Consider the following 22,688-nt stretch of genomic DNA (forward strand, 5'->3'; position numbering starts at 1 on the left):
AAGGAAAGCGACCATGAAAAAAAACATTAGCATCTTGCTCGTCGATGATCACACAATGATGCGTGAAGGCACAAGGCGGTTATTGGAGGAGGACCCCAGGTTCTCTGTGGTTGGCGAGGCAGGTGATGGAACGCAAGCTCTCGCCTTGTGCCAGCAATACATGCCTGATGTGGTAATCCTGGATATTTCCATGAAAGGAATGAATGGCTTCAGTGTTGCGCGCTCGCTGCTGGCGCATGAGAAGCCACCAGCGATCCTGGTGCTCACTGCCTATGAGCAGATTACCTATATCCAGACGATGTTAAAGTTGGGAGTGAAGGGCTACTGGCTCAAAAGTGCCCGCAGCAGTGATATCCGCCAGGCTGTTCTAGATGTAGCAGATAATAAAAGAACATTGGACCCGGAAGTACGCGAGGTGCTGGAGAAGTATGAAGGCCATGCTCTCATACAGGTAGAACGATTGACTAATCGCGAGTTCGCAGTGTTACGCCTGATTATCCAGGGCACGCGCAACAGTGAGATTGCCCAGCGGCTCGCTATTTCCATTAAAACGGTCGAGGCCTATCTTACCAGCCTCTATGGCAAACTAGGCGTACAATCACGCGCGGAAGTTATCGCTCTGGCACAGAAACAAGGCCTACTATTGGAGGATGAGCCAAATATCGCAACCTAATGCATTGGGTTCTGTCTTTTTCTCTGTTTGTTATACCTTTCCTTCTTCCCTTAGAATACCTATATTGACTCACTTCTCTGTGACGCGCAGAAAAACCTGTGCGGGCCGGAGAGGTAAAGGGGCATTTTTGTAAGTCTACGCAGGAGGAAGTGCTATAATAGCAGCAGGAGAAGGACAATATCAAAGATCGGCTTAATACTAGCGAGACACTCCTGTACGCCAGTATCGAACAGGCGAGAGCCATTTCATCTTGACATGTACACATTAACCCGCTTCGGAATTACAATATGCCCATGTTCCTTTGATGAGGAAATAAGGTCCAATGAAAAGGACCACTTCATTGTTGAAGCTAATTGATGAGAGTCATAAAGGAGACGTAATTATGCCAACACGTACAGCAGACGCCGAATGGCAGGGGGATCTTCGGCAGGGTAAAGGGACCATGCGTGTGGGGAGTGGAGCCTTCGAGGGCAGCTATTCGTTTAAATCACGCATGGGCGATGAGACTGTCGGCACCAATCCTGAGGAACTCATTGGCGCAGCGCACGCCGGCTGTTACTCGATGGCGCTGTCGAACGCGCTCGCAAATGCTGGCTTTACGCCAACGAGAGTACACACAACCGCGCGCGTACACTTCAATCAGGTGCCCAGCGGATTCGCCATCAACCCTATTGACCTGGAGACCGATGCCGTTGTGCCAGGCATAGACGAAGAAACCTTCCAGAAACTTGCGCAAGATGCCAAGGAAAATTGTCCTGTATCCAAAGCGCTCGCGGCCACACCCATTAACCTCAAAGCAACCCTAATCAAGTAGTACTTCTCAGGAGCAAACTTCTCGCTGAAGTGTATTTCCTGATGAATGGGAGGGGAAACATTTTCCCCTCCCATTCATTATTGACGAAGTTCAGATCCCTTCCAGCCCTCTGTGAGATAATTGAACACCTTGCTGGCGAGACAAGAAGGAATCTCGGTTGAAAGGCTTGTTCTCAGTGCTGACGCGTCCAAATTGCACCACACCCGCTTGTGTTGCCGTTTGCAAATCTTATTTGTTCTCTTCATCTCTGCAATACTCACCCTGTTGGGGAGTTGGGGATGAAAGATATTGTATGAAAGGAATCTATGCCAAAGCGACCCACACATACACTCGTCTGGTCGAGCGAGAACAATGCCTATCGTCTTCATGTTCCAGAGCAACAGCCCCAACTCCTGATGGCGGAAGATGAAGATTCCTGGTTTACCTGGTTAGCGACGCATTCCTCCTTCTCCTTCCAGGGCCGCTCTGGTCGTCTCAGCGTTCTCAAAGAGGCTCGCTCACGGGGCGAGGGATATTGGTATGCTTACCATACCGCGGCTCGCCGTACTCACAAACACTATCTTGGACGAACCCCTCATGTGACGTTCACGCGCTTAGAAGAAGTGGCTCAAATTCTCAGCAGCAAGACAGCATCAGCCACTCTTCCACCCGAGTTTCCGCAAGATCATTCCGAGCACAAGCCGATGCTGCTACTAACCAAACTCTCTCATCCGCGTCTCCCTTCCTCATTGGTAGCGCGAGAACACTTGCTTACACGACTCGGTGCCACGCCCCTCCATCGACTCACGCTGCTCTCTGCCTCCGCTGGCTGGGGCAAGACCACCCTGCTCTCTGCATGGGCGACCCATGCTTCTTTCCCCATTGCCTGGCTCTCGCTTGATGAACTGGATAATGATCCAATACGTTTCTGGGTCTCGGTACTCGCCGCTCTACGCACCCGTCTACCTGGGATTGGAGAGGTGGCCCTGGCAATGCTCCATTCGCCTCAACCCACGCCTCTCACCACTGCCTTAACTACACTTTTGAATGACTTGAGTGTTCTGACAGAACCAATCATCCTGCTACTGGACGATTATCATCTTATCGATGAGCAGGCTATTCATGATTCGTTGCTCTTTCTGCTTGAACACCTCCCGATGCACCTGCATCTGGTGCTTGCCAGCCGCGTTGATCCCCCATTAGCACTTTCACGGCTGCGTGCTCGCGGTCAATTGCTGGAACTACGAGACGCCGATTTACGTTTCTTGAAAGAGGAAGCCGCTGCTTTTTTGACACATACCATGGGTCTCGTGCTTGAAGACGAAGAAGTAACCCAACTGGCGCGCCGTACAGAGGGTTGGATCGCGGGATTGCAACTGGCAGCGCTCAGTCTCCAACAGCGTGCGGATCATGCTACTTTGGTGCAAAACTTTACGGGCAGCCACCGCTATCTGCTGGATTATGTGCAGGAAGAGATCTTGGGGTATCTCCCTCTTCCTCTTCAAGTCTTTTTGCTCCAAACCTCACTTCTGAGCCGCTTAACCGCCTCTCTCTGCCAGGCCGTCACGACAGAAGCGAGGAGCCAGGAAATGCTAGAAACGATTGAGCACGCCAATCTCTTTCTGGTTCCCCTTGATACAGAACGGCGTTGGTACCGCATGCACGATCTTTTTCGTGAAGCGCTACTCGCGCGTTTACAGGTCACTCAGCCGGAACTGGTACCACTACTCCATCAACGGGCAGCACACTGGTATGAAGCGCGAGGAGCGTGGCAAGAAGCCATAACACACGCACTAGCAGGGGCAGACTTTGCATATGCCGTAACACTGATAGAGCAGACAGCCGAGAAGTTCTGGCTCCATGGTGAGAGCCAGACGCTCTACCAGTGGGTCATGGCGCTCCCCGAGGCACAAGTACGCGAACATGCTCGCATTGTCCTAACTGCGGCACTCTATCTGCTGAATGCCAGCGCGTCAATCATCGCCGCGCAACGCGGGAAAACACGAACGCAGGTGGAACACTTGATGGCACGGGTAGAGGCAGTGCTCAGGCAGCAAGGCGAAGAGATGCTAGACGCTCAGGAGGTGGCACTCCTCCAACAGCGTCTGTTCCTGCTACGTCTCTGGAGCGACGCGATTGAAGAGATGACACGAGGTGATCGTGACCAGTATCGCCTCATCGAGCAGCGTATGCAGCACATAGACCAGGAAGATGAGATGATCTGGCAGATGATCCCGCTCTCCGTCACCTTCATTCTGCACTGGACCTTGCTGGGAGAAGGAACCTCCCTGGTCCAGCGGTTTGTGGACGCAAAGCAGCAAGCATTGCAGTCTGGGAGCCACTTCGCAATCATCAAAGTCATACAATGGCTGGCCGGAATCGCTCTGAGAGCGGGACAACTACGTCTAGCGCACCAGGAAAGCGTCACGGCGCTCAACCTGATCGCTCAGATTGATGGATATGCTCTCCTGGCAGGGTACTTTTCGTACTGGCGAGCGTGCATTTTGTATCAATGGAATCATCTGGAAGAGGCCCGTTGCCTCCTGAGAACGTTGATCCAGGATGCAGAGACCTGGCAGCAGATAGATCTGCAGGTCATTGGGCGTCTACGCTTGATAGACATAGAACTTGCGGCTGGGAATCATGCTTCCGCTACCCAGGTACTACAACAGACACAAGCCCTGATCCAGAGCCAGGGGTTTTCGCGGCATCATCTTCTGCTCATCTCTACCCAGGTAAGGTATTGGTTAGCGACAGGAGATCAGCCCCAGGCCGCACGCTGGGCAGCACAAGCGTCATTTTCTCAGGACACCTGGGAGAATGAGCGCCAAGGGGAGTTGCTGATGCTGGTTCGTGTCTTCTTAGCGCAACAGCAGTACCATGCTGCGCGCGAAACCCTGGAACGTTTCAGCGAGCACCTTGACCAGCAAGAGGACGTCGAAATTACAATTTCTTTTCTGGCGCTCTATGTGGTCGCGCTACACCAGACAGGGGAGAGAGAACACGCGCGAACCACCCTCATGCGTCTACTCACTCTGACAGAACCAGAGGACAATGTTCGCGTGTTCCTGGATGCTGGCAAACCAATGCGCCACTCGCTCCAACGCTTCCTGAACGAACCGCAACACAAAACGAATGTCGCACCTACGGCATTTCGGCTCTTTGTGGCAAAATTGCTGACAGTGTTCGAACAGGAGGAACAGAGGCAGGCTTTGGGGGGGCGGTGCAGCCCGAAGTAGCGCAAGAGCAAAAGAACCGTACAGCAAGTTCCCCTTCAACACCTGCACTCCTGGACCCGCTCACAACTCAGGAGCAACGGGTGTTACGCTTGCTCGCAGCTGGACAAACTTATGTTGAAATGGCGCAGACCTTAATTGTCTCCCGCAATACCATTAAGACTCAGGTCAGCAGTATCTATCGCAAGCTCGGCGTGAGCCGTCGCGCGGAAGCTATCGCGTTGGCCCAACGTTTGTCTTTGCTCTAGCACACTCTCATTTCCACATCATCAGTGCTTTTTCTGGGTCATCTATATTTCCCCAAATACCATCGTTATCACCCTTCACAATCAAGAACAAGGGTGATGATTCACCCTGCTTTCTCCCCTATACTTCTCTTCAAGCACCGCAGCATACGTGCCAGAGGAAGCAGAGGAAGGAGAACGCATATGCGTGTACAGATCCGTGTGAAGGAACATCTCGACCTCTCCTGGCAAAGCAGGTTTGAGGACCTATGCATTGCACATCAAAGCGATGGTACCTCGTTGCTCTCAGGGGAGCTTCCAGATCAGGCGGCACTCTATGGTGTGCTGCTTACCATTCGTCGTCTCGGTTTGAGCTTGCTCGACCTCTCGACGAGCGCGCATCTTTCACATAAAGAAAAAGGAGAGCAGGGATAAAAGCGATTGACTACAAAGTAGGGGTCTATTTTGCCCTCCTTCGGCCCTATATTGTCTTTGTAAGCAGAGAAAAAGCAAGATAGACGCAAGGAGCGACGAATCTATGAGCATTCAACCATTTCACATTGCGATCCCACAAGCCACCCTTGACGATTTGCGTGAGCGCCTGGCTCGCACCCGCTGGACCGATGAGGTCGAAGGCGCGGGTTGGGAGTATGGTACGAATCTGCAATACATGAAAGAGCTAGCCAACTACTGGCAGCACGAGTACGACTGGCGGAAACACGAGGCGGAACTGAATACCTTTGCGCATTTCAAAGCCGATGTTGATGGTGTAGGCGTCCACTTCATACATGAGCGCGGCAAAAGACCAAACCCAACACCGCTGCTGCTCCTCCACGGCTGGCCCGATTCCTTCTATCGTTATCACAAGGTCATTCCCATGCTGACTGATCCCGCCCGCTTTGGTGGTGACCCAAACCACTCGTTTGATGTGATCGTTCCGTCCATCCCTGGAACCGGATTTTCAGACCGCAAAGCGATGAACAACGATGTGCACGCTGACCTGTTCGTCAAATTGATGCGTGATGTTCTCGGATACGACCAATTTGTCTCCGCAGGAGGTGATGGCGGGACGCTGATCACCATGTCGCTCGCGCGCAATTACCCGGAGGCGTTAACCGCCATCCACCTGACGGATGCTGGCTATCCAGATTTCACCAAGACCTACGATCCGCCCTTCTCACCTGCTGAGCAGGAGTTCGCGGGCTTCATCGGGCAGTGGTGGATGAAAGAGGGGGCTTTTAACATGGTCCAGTCCAGCAAGCCACAAACCCTTGCGTACGGCATGAATGACTCCCCTGCCGCTCTGGCGGCCTGGATCATGAGCTTCATTTGTACTGGCTCAACGGTGGAGGACATTGAGCAGCGGTTTGGCAGAGATGAGTTACTCACCAATATCACACTTTATTGGGTTACGCAGACGATTGGTTCCTCGTTCCGCTGGTACTATGAGATGGCTCATGCAACTCCAAAAGCAAACGCGGAAGAACGTCCATCTGTTCCCGCAGCCGTCGCTCATTGTCCCTGGGATGCTCCTCTGCCCCGTGAATGGGCTGAGCGACAGGTGAAGCTGAAGCACTTTACCGACTTCCCTCGTGGTGGGCACTTCACGGCCTGGGAGGAACCCGCATTGTACGCAAACGACCTCCAGGATTTCATTGACCAACTCGGCAAATAGCCGACTTGCTTGATGCGGATCATCATTGGCGGCGGCTTCGTCTGCCGCCAAGGTTTTCTTTCTTTCCAATCTGATTGGAGCAAATGAAGGATACTCTCACCATGAATACACTGAACAGGACGGATCTTGTGGGAAGACACAAATGGCAGTTCCTTCTTGGGATGTGGATTGATGCTCTGGGTTCAGGGCTATTTCTTCCCTTCTCGTTGCTTTACTTCATAAATGTCGCCAGATTGCCTCTTGCTGCCGTAGGAGGCGTGATCACCATCAGCATGTTGTTGAGCTTGCCTATGACTCCACTGGCGGGTACGCTGGTGGATCGCGTGGGAGCACGCCGGGTCATCCTCATCAGCATGGCGCTTGCCGCTTTGAGTTGTCTGGGCTACCTATTTGTGCGTACCATTCCGCTGCTCGCGTTGACGACATTGCCAGGAGCCATCGCAGGCCGCCTGTTCTGGGTAGCCTTACCCACTTTTATCGCAAGCATTTCGACAGAGGGGAAGGCGCGAGATCGTTGGTACGGGCTGGTAGGCGTGGCGCAAAACGCAGGCAATTGCATTGGGGGCGCACTTGCAGGGCTCCTCGTCGCCTTTGGAGGCACCATCGGCTATCAGGCGATATTGTACATCGATATTGCGAGTTTTCTACTCGCAATGATCTGTATCTGGAGCCTGCCTGTAAGCGAGCAAGCGGTATCTGAATATCAACCTCTGAATGTCCCCACAGGGTCGGGTGGCTATCGGGCGGTCCTGTGCGACAAAACGTTTCTGGGTATTCTTGTCAGCAGTTTTGTTTTTGTGCTTTGCTTAATCATGCTCTCCGATATTGTTCCCTACTACCTGGTGAACGTGCTGCATTTACCTTCCTGGATCGTTGGTGTGGAAGCAACGTTCAGCGCAACCCTCCTCACGCTGCAAGCATTGATCGTACGGCTCGTTGTTTCCTTGAGGAGGACACGCATTCTGATCCTTGCTGGATGGGTGTGGATTGGATCAGGTGGCTTGTTTCTCCTGGCGCTTGTCCTCCCTTCAGGCTGGCTGATTCCTTACATCTTATTGGTCGTTGGGATCTATACCTGTGGAGGACTGCTCTATGGCCCGGCAATGAACGCCCTGGTCGCTGAAATGGGACCAGGGCCCTCACGTGGCCGTTACATCGCAACATATCAATTCGCGGCCTGGGGATTGGGCCAGACTATCGCACCAACCCTGTTCGCGTCGCTGTTCACATTGGGACCCGCCTATCCCTGGATCGTCCTTATTGGGCTGACCCTCTTTGCCAGCCTGTTCTTGCTTAGACTAGAGGCGAGAGATTCGAGGCTTGGAGTGATACGCAGATCTACATCGAGTGCTCTCACATCCTGTGAAGAGTCAGCCGTTGTAGCTGATTGAGCTAACAAAGCATGAAACCATGAGAGCGGCGTTTTGTCGCCTGGATGAGCACGTTGATGCTTCAGTCTCCCCTTCCATAGAACAGGAGTCTCTCTTGTCAGGGGAAAAGGAGAGAATATGCACTCTTAGAGCAATATCCAGCCTCGACGCAGCGAGTCTTCAAATCTGAAGGCTGTCTGATGAAGGCTTAGTCCCGCTCATGCTCAACCATTCCATCGCCCCTGATGACACTGGCAATTCTGAGCTGATAGTGCTCGAATGCCTTGCTAATCTTGAGACAGCCGATCACGTTCGCGGGCCGGTATGAGGGCGGTGACCCACCACAGCAACTCGGTCATCATTCCATTGAAAGATCGGTCGAGAAATGCTCCACTTGGCGAATCAGGTGCGTCAGAGACGCTGGGAATCCAGTTCGGGACCAGAGAGATGCCAACTTGCTCGCGGATGGGAACCATTTTGAGCTCGATGAGCACCTGGCGCAACTGCTCCGCCGCCCGATAGCCTGCGGCGAAGCCACCATAGCTGACGATAGCGGCAGGCTTATGTGCCCACTGGGCGTACAGATGGTCGATGGCGTTCTTGAGCACTGCCGAATAGCCATGATTGTACTCGGGGGTCACAAAGATAAAGCCATCAGCCCGATCAACCTGTGCTGCCCACTGCTCAGCTTCAGGAGCGATGTGTCCATGCACTGGTGAGGTAGGGGAATCAAAGAAAGGAAGTGAGACATCGCGCAGATCAACCAGCTCAAAGGTGGCATCGGTGCGCATAGCCAGGCGGTCCATGAGCCATTTTGCTACAACTTCACCTCTGCGGCCCTGCCGCGTACTCCCAAAGATCACCAAAATACGGGGATAGATATTCACTTTTTCACCTCTTGTTCCTATTCAGAATGGACTTATGACTTCCACTTACTATGTCGTTTTTACACTCGTTTCTCTGGACTTTTTCCGTCGCTTTTTTCGAGCCTCTGGCAACGTTGCTACGCGGTCAAACGCGCGGATTAATTAGCCAGTAGAGAAGCAGCTCTCTCTTCGTGCTATACTCACTATAAGAGAGTAAAAGCCTTTCGACAAGAACGCACTTTTGTGTGTATGACTTACCAGGAGGTGAGTGGCATGGAAACAGGAGAATTGCTTGGGAAGCTTCGTGGGTCCGACGTCTGGAGTGCGCGCTGCCCATCCCGGCGCTTGCTCGACCTGATTGCCGACAAGTGGACCACGCTGGTGATCGTCGCCCTGGCGGACGGGCCCAGGCACTACAGTCAGTTGAAGCGCGATGTGAGTGGGATCTCGCACAAGATGCTCAGTCAAACGTTGCGGCGGTTAGAGAAACAATGCTTTGTCACACGTAGGGTCTACCCAACCGTGCCTCCGCGTGTCGAGTATGCGCTCACGGCGCTGGCTCAAACGCTGCTTCCAACGCTGTGTGCGCTCATCGATTGGGCCCAGACCCACGCCCCCGAGTTCCCCATGCTTGAGGAAGAGGTCAAGTGAGTGGATAGGATGCTGCTGTCCATTTGGGGGCGACCACCGACGGCCCCTTCGACGCATTGCTGGTGGCGGCGAAGGCGTCCGTGACCGCGTCAAGGCTTTGACCTGACATCGGCAAGGGGAGCCCCGCGCGGATATAGATGACATTGATGATGATCGCCACCAGCACAAACCCGATGCCCCCCAGGCCTGCTAGACTCGTAAAACTCATGAGAGCGCCCCTTTCCCCAGACGTGTGCTTCATTCCTCTTTGGGGTACACGTTCCGGTGCAGGAAAAACCGGGGTTCATGACTCTTCCAGGATTTCCACATATCCTTTCGTTCCGTTTACCCGGATCCTTTGTCCGTCTTTAATCAGCCTGGTCGCATTTTCTACGCTCACGACCGCGGGCAGACCGTACTCCCTGGCGACAACGGAGCCGTGGGTCATCATCCCGCCTACTTCCGTCACCAGGCCTTTAATCGAGACGAACAGCGATGTCCAGCTGGGGTCGGTAAAGGCTGTGACCAAGATATCGCCCTCCTCAATGTTGGCCTCTTCCAGTTTTAAAACGATCCGCGCGCGCCCTCAATGGTCCCTGATGAAGCAGGGACTCCTATTAAAGCGCCGTTGGGGAATTCGCCGGTGTCGTACTCACCGGTGATGACCTCACCGTCGGATGTCATCACACGAGGAGGCGTCAATTTCTCAAAGGCCTCGTACTCCCCTTTGCGCTGCGTGATGAGATGGTAATCCAGTTGGTACGTGCTGGCAACCTTGCGGAGTTCCTCAAAGGTGAGATAATAGATATCCTCCGGCTCTTGAATCACTGCTACCTTTCTCATACTCGAACGTGCGCGAACCCACCCTCAAGCGGTCAGTTCTTCCTGCTTCATCGTCGATAGCCAGCGCACGGGAACCTTTGGATCAGCCCTCCCGTTTCGGTCTCACATCAACTCCCCAGGCATTTTACGTCCGGCGGTAGCCACTCTCCAGGACGGCCAGCTTTACGCGTGAAGCTGGCGAAGCTCTTCTGTTGCGAACCACAGCAAATTCAAGGCGGCATTGAGATCCCGGTCGATCACCAGCCCACAGGCCACGCACTCATAGGTGCGGTGTTTGAGCGGCATGCGCTTTTTGACCTGCCCACAGCACGAACAGCGTTTGGTCGAAGCAAACCAGCGAGAGGCGATGAAGAGATCGCCCCCGGCGTTGGCCACTTTGGTCTTGAGGAACTGCAACAATTGCCCCATCGCGGCATCGGCCACCGCACGCGAGAGCTTCCGGTTGGCCATCATCCCCACGATGTTGAGGTCTTCGATGCCAATGGCCCCACAGGTGCGCGCCAGTTCGGTCGTGAACTTGTGCTGGACATCCCGCCGGATGTTGGCGATCTGCTGATGCTTGCGCGCGACCTTGAGTCGTTGCTTCTCATACTGCTTGCTGAACACGGTTCGCTTGGTTTGAGGGTCTTTCGTCTTCTCTTTCTTTGACAGCTTGCGTTGCAGCTTGCCGAGTTTCTTAAGATGGAGCGCCAATGGCCTTTGGTTCTCAAGCCTGCGTCCATCGCTCACCACAGCAGCGTGCTTCAAGCCCACATCCACCCCCACCACTGGGACAGGTTTGGGAGGGCACTCTCTCTTGATCTCGACGTGAACGGAGACGTACCAGTGGCCCGCCTCACAGCTGACGGTCCCCCCCAGAATTTTGACTCGTTCACACACGACGTGCTTGCGCTTGTTGCGCTTCTTCGTGGGAACGCTTGCTTTTCCCTTTTCGACGAAGCGCAGTTTTTCTGCCAGATTGACCGTTCCTAGCTTGCGCAGCAGCTTGCCTTGGTCCTTCTTCGTTTGGCGTTGATCGAGGATGAAGCGGCCAAGCCCGGGGATCGAGATCCAGTGACTGCCAACAGTGAATTTATCGTTGGAGAGATAAAACGACTCGTGCGACTTCCCCTTTTTCTTGTACTGCGGGTAGTTCGCTCGGCCCGCAAAGAAGTTGTCATACGCTTTCTTGAGGTCATCGAACGCACCCTCCACCACACACTTCGTCACCTGATAGGTCCACGGATACTCCTGCTCCCGGATCTGGTTGAATTGCTTCTTGAGTGCGAGGGCATGTGGCGGTTTGAGCACGCGCTGCTCTTGGGGAACAGTTTCCTGCTCAGCTTTATACGCCTGATACTGCTTCTCCCATTGTTCCCGTCCCCAGTTGTAGATAAACCGCCTCGTGCCACAGGCTCGTTTGAGATACTCCATCTGTTCAGGGGTGGGGTTCATCCGGATCTTGTGCGCGGTTTTCATCCTTGAGCGCCTTTTCTCCCGCTTTGCGGGAATTCCAGTTGAGCAGGACTCGACACCCGGCAAGTGGCGATCGTTCAGCGAGCGGCTGGCAGCTTCGGAAGGTTGAGCGCCGTGGTCAGATCGACCTCATGAGAGGAGCGACGCCCAGAAAGCGTTCGTTTGGCTTTGAGCCTGCCTTCTCGGTCCCAGCGCTGCACTGTTTTCACGCTGACATCCACCTGCTTGGCAAACGGTACGACTGCGTACATCTACTTATTCTCACTTACTTTCGCACACGTTGTCAATACCTAGTATGTATCTCCTTCCTTTTCAGGACATTGGAGAGAGCTTTCTGTATCAAAATGTCTACCGAACCGAGACCGTTTTTCACAAAAATCTTTCCTACCACCGGCGAAGCAAGATCATGGGAAACGTCCATATACATCCTATCGCCAGCCTCGACCGTTGACGCGCCAAGCTTGCTCAGCCAGATCGGGAAGAAGGACAGGCCTAATGGTGTGATGACATCTGTCATCATCTGCTGATGACCGAGCGACATATAGACATGATTTTTCCCATCGTTCACATTGGGCACAGGATATAAGGTGGTAATGGGACGACTCTGAACGAGATAAAATTGACCTTCGTAGAGGCACCATTCAATGTCCTGGGGGCGGCCAAAATACGCCTCGATCCTTCTGCCTGTTTTCTCAAGCTGCAAAATCTGCTCATCCGTGAGCGTTTGCATATTCTGCTGGTCTGGCTCTATCTGCTGTTCCTTCGTGCCTCCTTCTTTTAACGCATAGATTGCCAGTTTTTTCGTCGATATCTTCTTACTGACGATCTTGCCCTCCTGTACTTTATAAATATCAGCGTCCACCAGGCCTGAAACCAGCGCCTCACCAAGACCGAAGCTGGCATCGATGGACACAACCTTCCTGTGCGACGTGATCGGATCGGCGGTAAACAGAATCCCCGCGACCTCTGGGAAAACCATTTTCTGGATGACGACAGACAACAGGACCTTGTTGTGGTCGAAACCGTTCTGCATGCGGTAAATCACCGCCCGCTCCGTAAAGAGGGACGCCCAGCACTTGCTGATGTGTTTCAGTATGGCTTCTTTTCCTATAATATTCAAATACGTATCCTGCTGACCCGCAAAGGATGCCGTCGGCAGATCCTCCGCTGTAGCACTGGAACGCACAGCATAGGCATTTGTATCTCCCAGTTTGGTCAGATGGCTAGTAACTGCTTCATCAATATCCTTTGCAATTGCCGTCCCTTCGATGACGCTGCGTATCTTTCCGCCGATTTCACCAATCCTTTCCCTGTCCTCCACTTTGAAAAGAGAGAGTTGCTCCAGCAGAGCATCAAACGCTGGTGTTTGTCCGATGATTCTTTGATATGCTTCGGTAGTGACGCAGAAGCCCTCCGGTACTCTTATCCCATCAATTCTGGACAGCTCCCCCAGGTTGGCGCCTTTCCCCCCGACCATCGCAAGCTTTGTTTTATCGATTTCCTGAAAGCCAAGTACATATGAGTTCATATATATCATCCTCTCTATCTTTAACGTTTGGTGTGAATGAGAAAAGGGTTTGCTCTCGAATCATGCGAGGAGAGCCTGCCATCGCGAGAAGTCTTCGTTCCAGAACTGCCGCAAGCAACCCGACTTCATGCCCAGCACACGCTCCAGCGCATCCATCGTCGCCTCGCCAATTTGAGCCATCCGAGGAATGTCGAGATGCTCGCCCTCCTCCACTAAGAGAAGTTCAACGGTGACATATCCAAGATCTTCAAGCAGGGCGAGGATCATTCTCGCTGCCTGATCGGGGTAGGGAGTGGTGAACACGCCTTCTGCGATTCCCTCCTGAATGATCTGCGAGAGCCAGGGAGCGAGCCGTTTGATCCTGGCCAGGTAGAGTTTCTGGCGAAAGAGGGCGTTCTCATCGGCATACCAGACGCGCATAAACGCGAAGACCAGGTCCAGGTTTTCTTGTTTGTGCTGATCGAGCACGGCAAAGACGCGCAGCAGTTTGTCCTGGGCGGGCATCTCGCGATCAGAGACGATGGGAAGTACAAGTTGTTCGGCCTGCTCCCCGATGCGTTCCACCAGCGCCATCAGCAAAGCTTGCTTGGACTCAAAGTAGTGATAGAACGCGCCCCTGGAAATTTGGAGCGCCTCCAGGATGTCCTGGGTCGTCATCTGCTCATAGCCTTTGGTCGTAATGTAACGCGCTGCCACATCCAGAATGGCGTTGCGCTTCTCGGCGTATTCGTGGGCTTTGACACTTCGGGTCATCATGTCTCTCTTTCTTAGACCGACAAACGGTTTATCTATAGAGAGAGTGTAGTTGACAGGAGAGCCGTTGTCAAGATGTAAGTGAGCCTGGAGCAGGGCAGAGCCTTGACGGGAACGATCGCCTTCAATTATACTTCTTTTTAGAAGCAAAGTTAAGTAAGTTTCTTTACTTAACTGCTCGCCCTCAAGGCCATAGTGAAAGATGAAGAGCAGTGACATCGTTTCTTGAGATCCCGGCGGTTCCCGGCAGTTTGCGGCAGATGAATCGACTGACCGTCTTACGTTTGTTGCGCAAATTTGGCCCCATCACCAAACCCGCGCTGGCAGAATATAGTGGGATTAGTCGTCCAACTATCACCAAATTGGTCGACGAACTGGAAGAACAGAGTCTGGCGGAGTGTGTTGGGATAACCGCGCCGACCGCCAGCGGCGGTAAACCTGGTGCGCTGTATCGTTTTAACGCAGAGGGGGTGCAGAGTGCAGGGGTCTTTCTCACAGTAGATACCGTGCGCGTCGCGCTGGTCAATGGGAACGGGCGCGTGTTAGGTCGTCTTGAATGTCCCCTGGGGCTGGATCGGCGACCAGAGCCTGTCATAAATGCGATCGTTGAGACCTTGCAAGAACTTCTCACCTCTCTTCAGATTACGCTCTCTCAACTGCTCGGTATAGGGGTTGGAATGCCAGGTTTGACTTCGTTCGCGACAGGAGTGGTACATTTTGCGCCACATTTCCCGCAGTGGCAAGATGTACCAGTAAGAGATCTGCTAAAGGCCAGGCTGGGCATCGAGGTGTGGGTAGATAATGACTGCCACGTGCAGGCACTGGCTGAACGTCATTTTGGCGCTGGCCAATCCTGCACAGACTTTGTCTCGGTCGAAAGTGGCATCGGGATCTCTGCCGCCTTTTATTTACAGGATACCCTCTATCGTGGCGTCGGGGGAACGGCTGGTGAAATCGGCCATATGACAATCCAGGAGGATGGACCGTTGTGCGAGTGTGGCAATCGAGGATGTTGGGAGACCCTGGCCGCAACCACCTGGATGGTAGAGCAGGCATGTCAGTCTGGGCAGGCCACGTGGTTGCCCCTGCCCACCGGCGCACACGTCGAGGATTGGGCAATGACAACGCGAGAACCTGATGTCATGAATACACTTGCGCACGCGATCTTTCGCGCTGCGCAGGAGGGACACCCAGAGGCCATTGATCTTGTTCGTCAGCATGCCATGCACTTTGGTGTAGGACTTGCCACCATTATTAACACCCTCAACCCACAATGCATCATTATCTGGGGCGACTCAATGAAGGGGGGCAACCTCTTTCTGGAAGCCGTGCGCACTGTTGTCCGTCAGCGCGCCCTGAGGCGCCCACGCGACATGTGTACCATCATCTTTTCATCGTTTGCCCAGGATGTCGGCGTAATTGGCGCGGCGAGTCTTGTCATAGACGCGCTGTTTACCCATTATCAGCCGGCATCATGACGTTCTCTGCGTAGCAACGCGGCAGGCTGGTTTTCGTCTGTCCAGAGTCCACCACATGTGGCCCGCATACGGGCATGACCCGGCAAAGCTCGATGGAAGAACTTTGCAGAACATAGTTCAGAGAGGATAAGAAACATCATGACTCAGATCAAAGAAGCAACCAGTGATCAGTATACACCAACGAAGGCAGACAAATTTAGTTTTGGTTTATGGACCGTCGGGAACCGGGGGAGTGATCCCTTCGGCGAACCTGTACGACCTGCACTCCTCCCAACGCACAGCGTCAAAAAACTTTCAGAACTGGGAGCCTGGGGCATTAACCTGCATGATAACGACCTTGTCCCCTTTGACGCCACGCCTCAGGAGCGCGACCGGATTGTACGCGACTTTAAACAGGCACTCAACGACTATGGCATGGTCGTCCCTATGGCTACAACCAACCTTTTCTACCATCCCGTCTTCAAAGATGGTGCCTTTACCTCGGTCGATCCTAGTGTGCGTGCCTTTGCCCTGCAAAAGACCATGCATTCCATCGACCTGGGTGTAGAACTGGGTGCGACCACCTATGTCTTCTGGGGAGGACGCGAAGGAGTGGATGCCGAGGCCAGCAAGAATCCTGTCGACGCCATCAAGCGCATGCGCGATGCCATTAATTTTCTGAGCGAGTACGTCCTTGACAACGGCTATCAACTGCGTTTCGCCCTGGAACCCAAGCCCAACGAACCCCGTTCAGATACCTATTTTCCGAGCATCGGTCATATGCTGGCCTTCATCGCCACTCTTGACCATCCCGAAATGATCGGTGTCAATCCCGAAGTGGCCCACGAGCACATGTCGGGACTCAATTTCGTCCATGGCGTTGCTCAGGCGTTGGAGGCTGGAAAACTCTTTCATATTGACCTCAACGACCAGAAGGGCCCGCGTTATGATCAGGACCTGCGCTTCGGGAGTGAAAACATCAAGAGCCTGTTCTTCCTGGTCAAATTATTAGAGGATCAGGGGTATACAGGCCCACGTCACTTTGATGCCCATGCCTATCGTACCGAGGACGAGCAGGGCGTCTGGGACTTCGCCGCTGGTTGTATGCGCACCTATAACATGTTCAAAGAGAAGGCGCGTCGTTTCAACGCCGACCCCGAAATCCAGGCCCTGTTACAGGAGATCAACAGCGGCGATTCTGTCCACGCCGCCCTCTTCAGTGGTGGATACAGCAAAGCGGCTGCGGATCAGATCAAGGCGATCGACTTCCAGCCCGACGTGCTGGCGCGACGGGGCTATAAATACGAGAAGCTCGACCAGTTGACCGTTGAACTCCTGCTTGGCGTGCGCTAAGCACAGGAGCTGAGAGCCATCCTTGAAAAGAGCAACGGGGTTACTATATTTGTAGCCTCATTGTTGCTCTTTTCTCACTTAACAACAATGGCCTCCTGGTAGTGTTTTGAAGTTTAACACCGACAGACCAAATTCTTGCCAAACCTCAGGTCCTGACGATCTCAGGTCAATCCCCAGTGATCAGACATCTGCCGCAAGTTGCTGGTGCGCTGATCTGCTTGCCTGAAGTGAGGGCAGAACCACCAACAGAGCCATCAGAAGCGCACGGCCACAGGCATCTCCAGTGAGCTCTAGCACATTGCCTACGCGCATCATCATCGGCCATGAGGTCTGCCCAAGTAAAGGAATCCAGGCTTCCAATACCGCCCCAACCAGCGCGATATATAGGCCTGTGGACCAGCGTGATTTGCGCATCACGGCGATGATAGGCAACATTGCCAGCACAAAGAGCATGCCACGTACTGCCTCCAAGACGAGTGTGGTTGCAGTGGAAGGCACTACTGTATGCAGTGAGGCAATAAATGCTGAATCGTAATAATGCGCGTGTTCAAGTGGTGTCACCAGCATCGTGAAGAACAGGTAAATCGCTGCATAAGGCACGCCTGCGACCACGATGCGCCAGATCCAGGAGAAAAAACTACGCTCACGCATCACCTGGGTAAAGCGTGGAGTGTTCCGTGCATCCTCATTCGCCGGAATCAGCCAGGCGATGATACCAGTGATGAATAGCAGAGGCAGTCCTTCGATAATCAGCGCCGCAACCAGGGAAAACGGGGTTAACAGGCTCGTATAAAAATATGCCTCGATCATATCGGTAAGTGTGCCGGTGATATAGAGTGGCACAAAAATCGCTAGAAAACGCGGAAAACGGCGGTAAAAGACCCGACGGGCCAGAGGAGTCATACTTGCCACATAGAACACACCAGAAATAACACGAATAATGATATTTTGTGCGGTGAATGTAGCCGATGGTTTCCCCGATGACAAGAGAGACGCAAACACGGTGAGCACAATCGCCGATAACAATCCTCCAATGACGACACGAACGATCAGATGCATTGGAGTGATATCCCTCTGGTGTGTTTTTGCAGTATCTTGTTGCTTATTCATTCATTCTACCTTTATTTTTAGAACAGAAACAATAATATTTGGGTAAATCGCGACAAGGCCTTCCTCCGTCGCATTACTAGTAAGGAAAGTCGATATGTGCGGCGTATGTAATGCCATGAGCCCTACCTTCCACGACTGTAGCCGATAAAAAGGGGTTGTGTCATCACCTAAACGAGGTATTGCAATGTGTAAAGATGAGATCAATCGAGCGACTATCGAGAAGTGGGAGATGTTAGAGCAAGCCTAGTTCCCTGGAGCGGGCAATTGCTTGCGTACGGCTATGGACATTGAGTTTGTCATAAATGTGTTTGGTATGTGTCTTGACCGTGTTTTCAGCCCGTACTAGACGTCGGGCTATTTCCCGATCTGTGTATCCTTCCGCCAGGCAGCGCAAGATGACAAATTCATGTTCACTCAGCAGTTCTGTGCTTGCGCTGTTCTCGGCAGGTTTCTCTGCCATATCTTGCTTGTCTAGCATAGCCAGGAGTTGTCGGGTGTAATTTGGAGAATAGTTCGCTAGTGGCTTGAGATTGCGCAAAATCTTGAGAAGAGGTAGAAGCGCTTCACCCATGTCAATAAATGTACGGCTATAGCCCAGAGGTTCGGCCAGTTCTAACGCCAGCGCTAGTTCTCCTGTTGCTTCAGGAACATGTTGTTCCGCATACAATGCGAGAGCATGAAGAATCAGCCATTGGATACGACGCCTTTTATTCGGTCCATTCATGAGAGGACTCTGAAGTTGCGCGAGCAATCTCTTTGCACCAGGGAGATTGCCCTGTGCGAGGTACAGGTGGATCAGGACCAACAATTCAATCAGCAGAAAATAGGTTGATGGCAGCGAGGCAATTGTATCCACTTCACCATAGAAGTAGAGCCCTGTAGCGTGGGCGCAGCGAACAGCAGCATCTATGTCATGTGCAGCCAGCCAGACAACAACGGGGCGGCGTGTGACAAAATCCAGAAAGAACGGATCGTTGGTCTGGTGGGCCAGCTCCTGGGCTTGCTGTAAGAGCGTGTGCGCGTCCTGCATCCTGCCCTGAGCCAGTCTGACATCAGCCAGTGTCAGCGTGCAGTCAAGCGCCTGGATACTATTTCCGCCACGCCTGGCCAGTTCAAGGCCTGCGACCAGATGGTTCTGCGCGCCCTCCAGATCATTCCACTCATACAACAGATTTCCACATCCCGCATGGATATGCCCCATCACGGCGGAATGCATCAGACCATGATGGGTAGCGAGCTGAATACCTTGTCGATACGTCGCATTTGCCAGACCAGGTCGACCCAGCAAAACCTGTGTCTGCCCCAAGAGATGTAAAGCAGTGAGTGCGCGATAAGGATCATGCCTCTGAAGGTCAGGGTGAACGACTTCGCGCAACACTTGCTCAGCTTCAACCAGATTGCCAGCATGCAAGTACGCCCCGCCCATAGCGGCTCGCACGCTGGTCCTCCACTCCAGGTCATCCTCTGGTAGGAGAGCCAGAGCCTCGAACGCGTAGGCCAGAGACTTCTGCGCTTCTCCTCTTGAGCTATACAGATGTGCGTAGAGCGCTGCTACGCGTCCACGAAATGTATCAACCATGTTGGAAGCTATCTTCTCAATGCCTACGTGTTCCAAATCACGCAAGATCTCTTCCGCCTGGTCCAGACGCCCACTTGCAATGTACAATCTGACCAAAGCCTGGCATAGCCAGGGGCGTTCTGTCAGTAAATCAGTTGGCAAAAGTTCCTTCCAGAGTGTGACACTGGCAAACTCATTCTGTTTGAGCATCGTCTCAACCAGACGCTCGAGTAGATCTGCTGCACGTACGAAATCCGTCGCGACCAGCGCGTGTCGGATCGCATCTTCCAGCAAATTATGTTGCTCATACCACGTACTGGCCAGTCGATGGAGTGTGCCAAAATACTCTGGTTGCTCTTGGCGCACACGATTACTCAAGGCCTCCGTTAGGAGATGATGATAGCGGTACCAGCGGCCTTCGTTGTCCAGAGGAAAGAGAAAGAGATTCTTCTGTTCCAGGTAGGCCAACATGGCTGTCCCATTTTTCTCGCCAGTCAGAGTATCACAAAGGGAAGCCGTAAAGCGTTCTAGCACCGAGGTTGCCAGCAAGAAACGTTGCACATATTCTGGCTGGCGCTCCAGCACCTCGTCTACCAAATAACTCAGAATAAAACGATGGCTCCCTTTGAATAAAGAGATAAACTGAGCAGTATCCTGTAGCGAATACAATGAAAGAGCGGCCAGTTGCAAGCCGGTAATCCACCCTTCGGTCCGTTCCATCAGCATCTCTATATCAGCCTTTGCCAGCGCAAGATGTTCGGTCTGCGCAAAAAAGACCTCGGCCTCGGCGGATGTGAAGGAGAGATCAGTGGAATGTAGCTCAACGAGATGGCGTTTGGCACGGAGTGAGGCAATAGAGAAAGGCAACTCGTGACGCGAGGCGAGCACAAGGTGAACGTGCTTGGGGAGATGGTTGAGGAAAAACACCAGTGAGTCATGAATGGCCTGCACATCAATGAGGTGATAATCATCCAGGATAATCACTATCTCGTTGTCCTTTTCGCCTAGAATATTCAGCAATTCGCGTACCGCTGGTACGAGCGACACAGGCGGCTGGGAGCGCACCATTTCCAGGAGAGGTGTGATTTTCTCAAGTGAGGCTCGTTGCAGAGCAGCAAGAATATACGACCAGAAACGCGCGGGATCGTTATCTTCTTTATCCAACGCGACCCAGGCGATCAGCGCAGAAGATTGGCGCACCCATTCGCTGAGCAACGTCGTTTTTCCAGACCCCGCCGCGGCAGAGAGCAGAATCAAGCGGCACCGCAGACCCACATTGAGGCGCTGGACAAGGCGCGCGCGCGCGACCAGATGTGCCTGGAACACGGGGATGTGCAATTTTGTATGCAACAAATGGTCAGTAGTCCGATCGTGCACTATCTTGTGGCTCTTACTCACGTTTAACACCGCAGGGGTCGCTGGTTTTTCGTTTTTTTCTGTCACCCATGAATTACGTTTATCGTCTCCCTGCTCCAGACGTTGAGCCAGTTCCTGAGCCACAGCCTTGAGTCGGGCCATTGTTAACTGGTTGCTTTTGCCTAAATAGACTCGATAGAGCTTCCCTTGCTTTTTGCGATACGCCCGCCAGTACGAGCCACCACGACCATTAGATACCCTTTCTTTGCGCGCGGAAAATGCTCCATACTGACTACGAAAGGTGAATTGCGCCACCTCCTCAACCCAGGCATACCAAGCAGGAGTCTCAACAGCCAGCAATGGAATCAAAGAAGGTTGTGTAGAGACATAGACGTATGCATCTTCCTGTACAACGTATTTCATTGAGGACTGGTCTTCTTTCTGGTTAGTTCCCGAACAGTATAACATCAGTTCGGGAACCGACGCCAGAATCGTTGTCTTATCCAAGGTAGCTTGAGCACCGTAGAGACTTTTCTGTTCGTGCAAATCTCAAAGCACCTCACCATCACCGAGGATGGCCCAGAGAATGGCAAAGTGCTGGATGAGCTTGGGGGAGACAAATTCTCCCTTTCCTCCTACTGCATATACGGATGTAACTTGCGCTGGCAGGCTTCCTTTGTTTCGCCCGCAACACAAGCAAAGAAGGCGATGAAATCACCCATCAGGACTGCTCGATAATAGATTTAGGAACCTCCTCTCTCGCCCATTAGTACAGGTGAGATACTGGCCATTTGCCTCACGATCTCGTTCCACTTCCTATGCTACTATTGATGGCAAGTAATAGAGGAGGTTGTATTCGTGTCACAACAGACAATGAAAGCGATACAAGTTCAGCGGTATGGTGGACCAGGAGAACTGAGGCTTGAGGAAGTAGCACAGCCAGAGCCAGGCATAGGCGAGGTGCTGATACGCGTCCACGCCACTGGTGTACTGCCAATTGAGTGGAAAATTCGTCAAGGAGCATTTCACGACGTTATGCCAGCATCTTTCCCTTATGTTCCAGGTAGTGCTGTTGCTGGAATGGTAGAGGCAGTTGGACCTGGCGTTAGTGAGTTTCGGAAGGGGCAGGCAGTCTTTGGTCGTAGCAATAAGGGAAGCTATGCCGAATACACAACCGCTGCAGTAGAGAACCTGGCACTTAAGCCAGAAGCACTCAGCTTCGATGAAGCGGCGACGATTTCAGGTGGAGCAACAACCGCCTGGACGGCACTCTTTGAGACAGCTGAATTGCGAGTTGGACAAAGCATCCTGATTCATGGTGCGGCAGGTGGCGTGGGACTTTTCGCCGTCCAGTTCGCTCGCTGGAAGGGTGCGCGAGTTATCGGAACTGCTTCGAAGGCCAATGTAGACTTTGTACGCTCCCTTGGTGCCGAGTCAGTAGTGGATTATACGACGACGCCATTTGAGCAGGTGGCGCAAGATGTAGATGTCGTGCTGGATTCGATAGGCGGCGACGTGTTGGCACGTTCTTTGCGTGTAGTCAGGCAAGGGGGGATACTGGTATCGCTTCTGGTCTCGCCATCGCAGGAACAGGCGCAGGAGTTAGGCATTCGCGCCACGAAGAACACAGCCTCGCTTCCCTATCCATCAACCCGCCTCCTGGGAGACATAGCGCAACTAATCGTCGAGGGTCAGGTGCGAACCGTTATTGCGCGAACTTTTCCTCTTCGCGAGGCAGGACGTGCACATGAGCTTAGCCAGACGGGTCACGGACGCGGCCGCATTGTGCTCCACATCGCGGATTGAGC

General features: G+C 53.0%; 17 protein-coding genes and 3 pseudogenes. 11 read left to right on the forward strand and 9 right to left on the reverse strand.

Annotated features, from left to right (window positions below; all coding sequences use genetic code 11):
• Positions 1-13 precede the first annotated feature (13 nt).
• From KRAC_RS50735 to KRAC_RS50765, 7 genes are all read left to right on the forward strand, one after another.
• On the forward strand, positions 14-673 hold the full coding sequence (locus KRAC_RS50735) for a response regulator (protein WP_007920701.1): 660 nt from the start codon (positions 14-16) through the stop codon (positions 671-673).
• Positions 674-1,055: 382 nt separating this feature from the next.
• The gene (locus KRAC_RS50740; RefSeq protein ID WP_007920702.1) at positions 1,056-1,487 is read left to right on the forward strand and encodes an OsmC family protein; all 432 of its coding nucleotides are present in this window, start codon (positions 1,056-1,058) and stop codon (positions 1,485-1,487) included.
• Positions 1,488-1,792: 305 nt separating this feature from the next.
• On the forward strand, positions 1,793-4,705 hold the full coding sequence (locus tag KRAC_RS64220; protein ID WP_007920703.1) for a winged helix-turn-helix domain-containing protein: 2,913 nt from the start codon (positions 1,793-1,795) through the stop codon (positions 4,703-4,705).
• A complete protein-coding gene (locus tag KRAC_RS50750; RefSeq protein ID WP_157508054.1) occupies positions 4,690-4,950 on the forward strand; it encodes a response regulator transcription factor in 261 nt (86 codons plus the stop codon). Before KRAC_RS64220 ends, KRAC_RS50750 begins: the two co-directional genes overlap by 16 nt.
• A gap of 180 nt (positions 4,951-5,130) precedes the next feature.
• Entirely contained in the window at positions 5,131-5,361 is a 231-nt protein-coding gene (locus tag KRAC_RS50755) for a hypothetical protein (protein WP_007920706.1), read from the forward strand.
• A 103-nt stretch (positions 5,362-5,464) separates the two neighbouring features.
• The gene (locus KRAC_RS50760) at positions 5,465-6,601 is read left to right on the forward strand and encodes an epoxide hydrolase family protein (protein ID WP_007920707.1); all 1,137 of its coding nucleotides are present in this window, start codon (positions 5,465-5,467) and stop codon (positions 6,599-6,601) included.
• Between the two features lie 101 nt (positions 6,602-6,702).
• Complete coding sequence (locus KRAC_RS50765; RefSeq protein ID WP_007920708.1) at positions 6,703-7,992, forward strand: MFS transporter; 1,290 nt, start codon at positions 6,703-6,705, stop codon at positions 7,990-7,992.
• A 266-nt stretch (positions 7,993-8,258) separates the two neighbouring features.
• Here KRAC_RS50765 and KRAC_RS50770 read toward each other — a convergent pair whose 3' ends face one another.
• Positions 8,259-8,858, reverse strand: coding sequence for an NADPH-dependent FMN reductase (locus KRAC_RS50770; RefSeq protein ID WP_007920709.1), 600 nt, complete (start codon positions 8,856-8,858; stop codon positions 8,259-8,261).
• Positions 8,859-9,110: 252 nt separating this feature from the next.
• Between KRAC_RS50770 and KRAC_RS50775 the strand changes: the two genes are divergently transcribed.
• Positions 9,111-9,488, forward strand: coding sequence for a winged helix-turn-helix transcriptional regulator (locus tag KRAC_RS50775; protein ID WP_007920710.1), 378 nt, complete (start codon positions 9,111-9,113; stop codon positions 9,486-9,488).
• On the opposite strand, the gene KRAC_RS50780 is transcribed toward KRAC_RS50775, so the two are convergent.
• The 6 genes and pseudogenes from KRAC_RS50780 to KRAC_RS50810 all read right to left on the reverse strand — a co-directional run bounded on the left by KRAC_RS50780 (position 9,481) and on the right by KRAC_RS50810 (position 14,049).
• A complete protein-coding gene (locus tag KRAC_RS50780; protein WP_007920712.1) occupies positions 9,481-9,696 on the reverse strand; it encodes a hypothetical protein in 216 nt (71 codons plus the stop codon). The two genes, KRAC_RS50775 and KRAC_RS50780, sit on opposite strands and share 8 nt — an antisense overlap.
• Positions 9,697-9,771: 75 nt before the next feature.
• Positions 9,772-10,304 (reverse strand): annotated as a pseudogene (locus tag KRAC_RS80415) (PEP-utilizing enzyme); the annotation flags it as partial.
• A gap of 168 nt (positions 10,305-10,472) precedes the next feature.
• A complete protein-coding gene (locus KRAC_RS50795; protein WP_007920715.1) occupies positions 10,473-11,768 on the reverse strand; it encodes an RNA-guided endonuclease InsQ/TnpB family protein in 1,296 nt (431 codons plus the stop codon).
• Between the two features lie 77 nt (positions 11,769-11,845).
• A pseudogene (locus tag KRAC_RS80420) lies at positions 11,846-12,016 on the reverse strand (MerR family DNA-binding transcriptional regulator); the annotation flags it as partial.
• Between the two features lie 50 nt (positions 12,017-12,066).
• A pseudogene (locus KRAC_RS50805) lies at positions 12,067-13,293 on the reverse strand (PEP/pyruvate-binding domain-containing protein); the annotation flags it as partial.
• 60 nt (positions 13,294-13,353) lie between these two features.
• Positions 13,354-14,049 (reverse strand): TetR/AcrR family transcriptional regulator, encoded by a 696-nt coding sequence (locus tag KRAC_RS50810; RefSeq protein WP_244422552.1) that lies wholly within the window; start codon positions 14,047-14,049, stop codon positions 13,354-13,356.
• A gap of 209 nt (positions 14,050-14,258) precedes the next feature.
• On the opposite strand from KRAC_RS50810, the gene KRAC_RS50815 reads away from it, so the two are divergent.
• On the forward strand, positions 14,259-15,524 hold the full coding sequence (locus tag KRAC_RS50815; protein ID WP_007920720.1) for an ROK family transcriptional regulator: 1,266 nt from the start codon (positions 14,259-14,261) through the stop codon (positions 15,522-15,524).
• A 138-nt stretch (positions 15,525-15,662) separates the two neighbouring features.
• Positions 15,663-16,856: a xylose isomerase gene (xylA, locus tag KRAC_RS50820; protein ID WP_007920722.1), complete on the forward strand. Its 1,194-nt coding sequence runs from the start codon at positions 15,663-15,665 to the stop codon at positions 16,854-16,856.
• 180 nt (positions 16,857-17,036) lie between these two features.
• Here the strand turns inward: xylA and KRAC_RS50825 are convergent, their stop codons facing one another.
• Together KRAC_RS50825 and KRAC_RS50830 are read right to left on the reverse strand one after the other, a co-directional pair.
• Complete coding sequence (locus tag KRAC_RS50825; RefSeq protein WP_007920724.1) at positions 17,037-17,966, reverse strand: hypothetical protein; 930 nt, start codon at positions 17,964-17,966, stop codon at positions 17,037-17,039.
• Between the two features lie 232 nt (positions 17,967-18,198).
• Positions 18,199-21,303, reverse strand: a complete 3,105-nt coding sequence (locus KRAC_RS50830) for a winged helix-turn-helix domain-containing protein (protein WP_040447497.1) — start codon at positions 21,301-21,303, stop codon at positions 18,199-18,201.
• A 435-nt stretch (positions 21,304-21,738) separates the two neighbouring features.
• Between KRAC_RS50830 and KRAC_RS50835 the strand changes: the two genes are divergently transcribed.
• A complete protein-coding gene (locus tag KRAC_RS50835; RefSeq protein ID WP_007920729.1) occupies positions 21,739-22,686 on the forward strand; it encodes an NADP-dependent oxidoreductase in 948 nt (315 codons plus the stop codon).
• Positions 22,687-22,688 lie beyond the last annotated feature (2 nt).

It is taken from the genome of Ktedonobacter racemifer DSM 44963, assembly GCF_000178855.1.
In the GTDB taxonomy this organism is placed as follows: domain Bacteria; phylum Chloroflexota; class Ktedonobacteria; order Ktedonobacterales; family Ktedonobacteraceae; genus Ktedonobacter; species Ktedonobacter racemifer.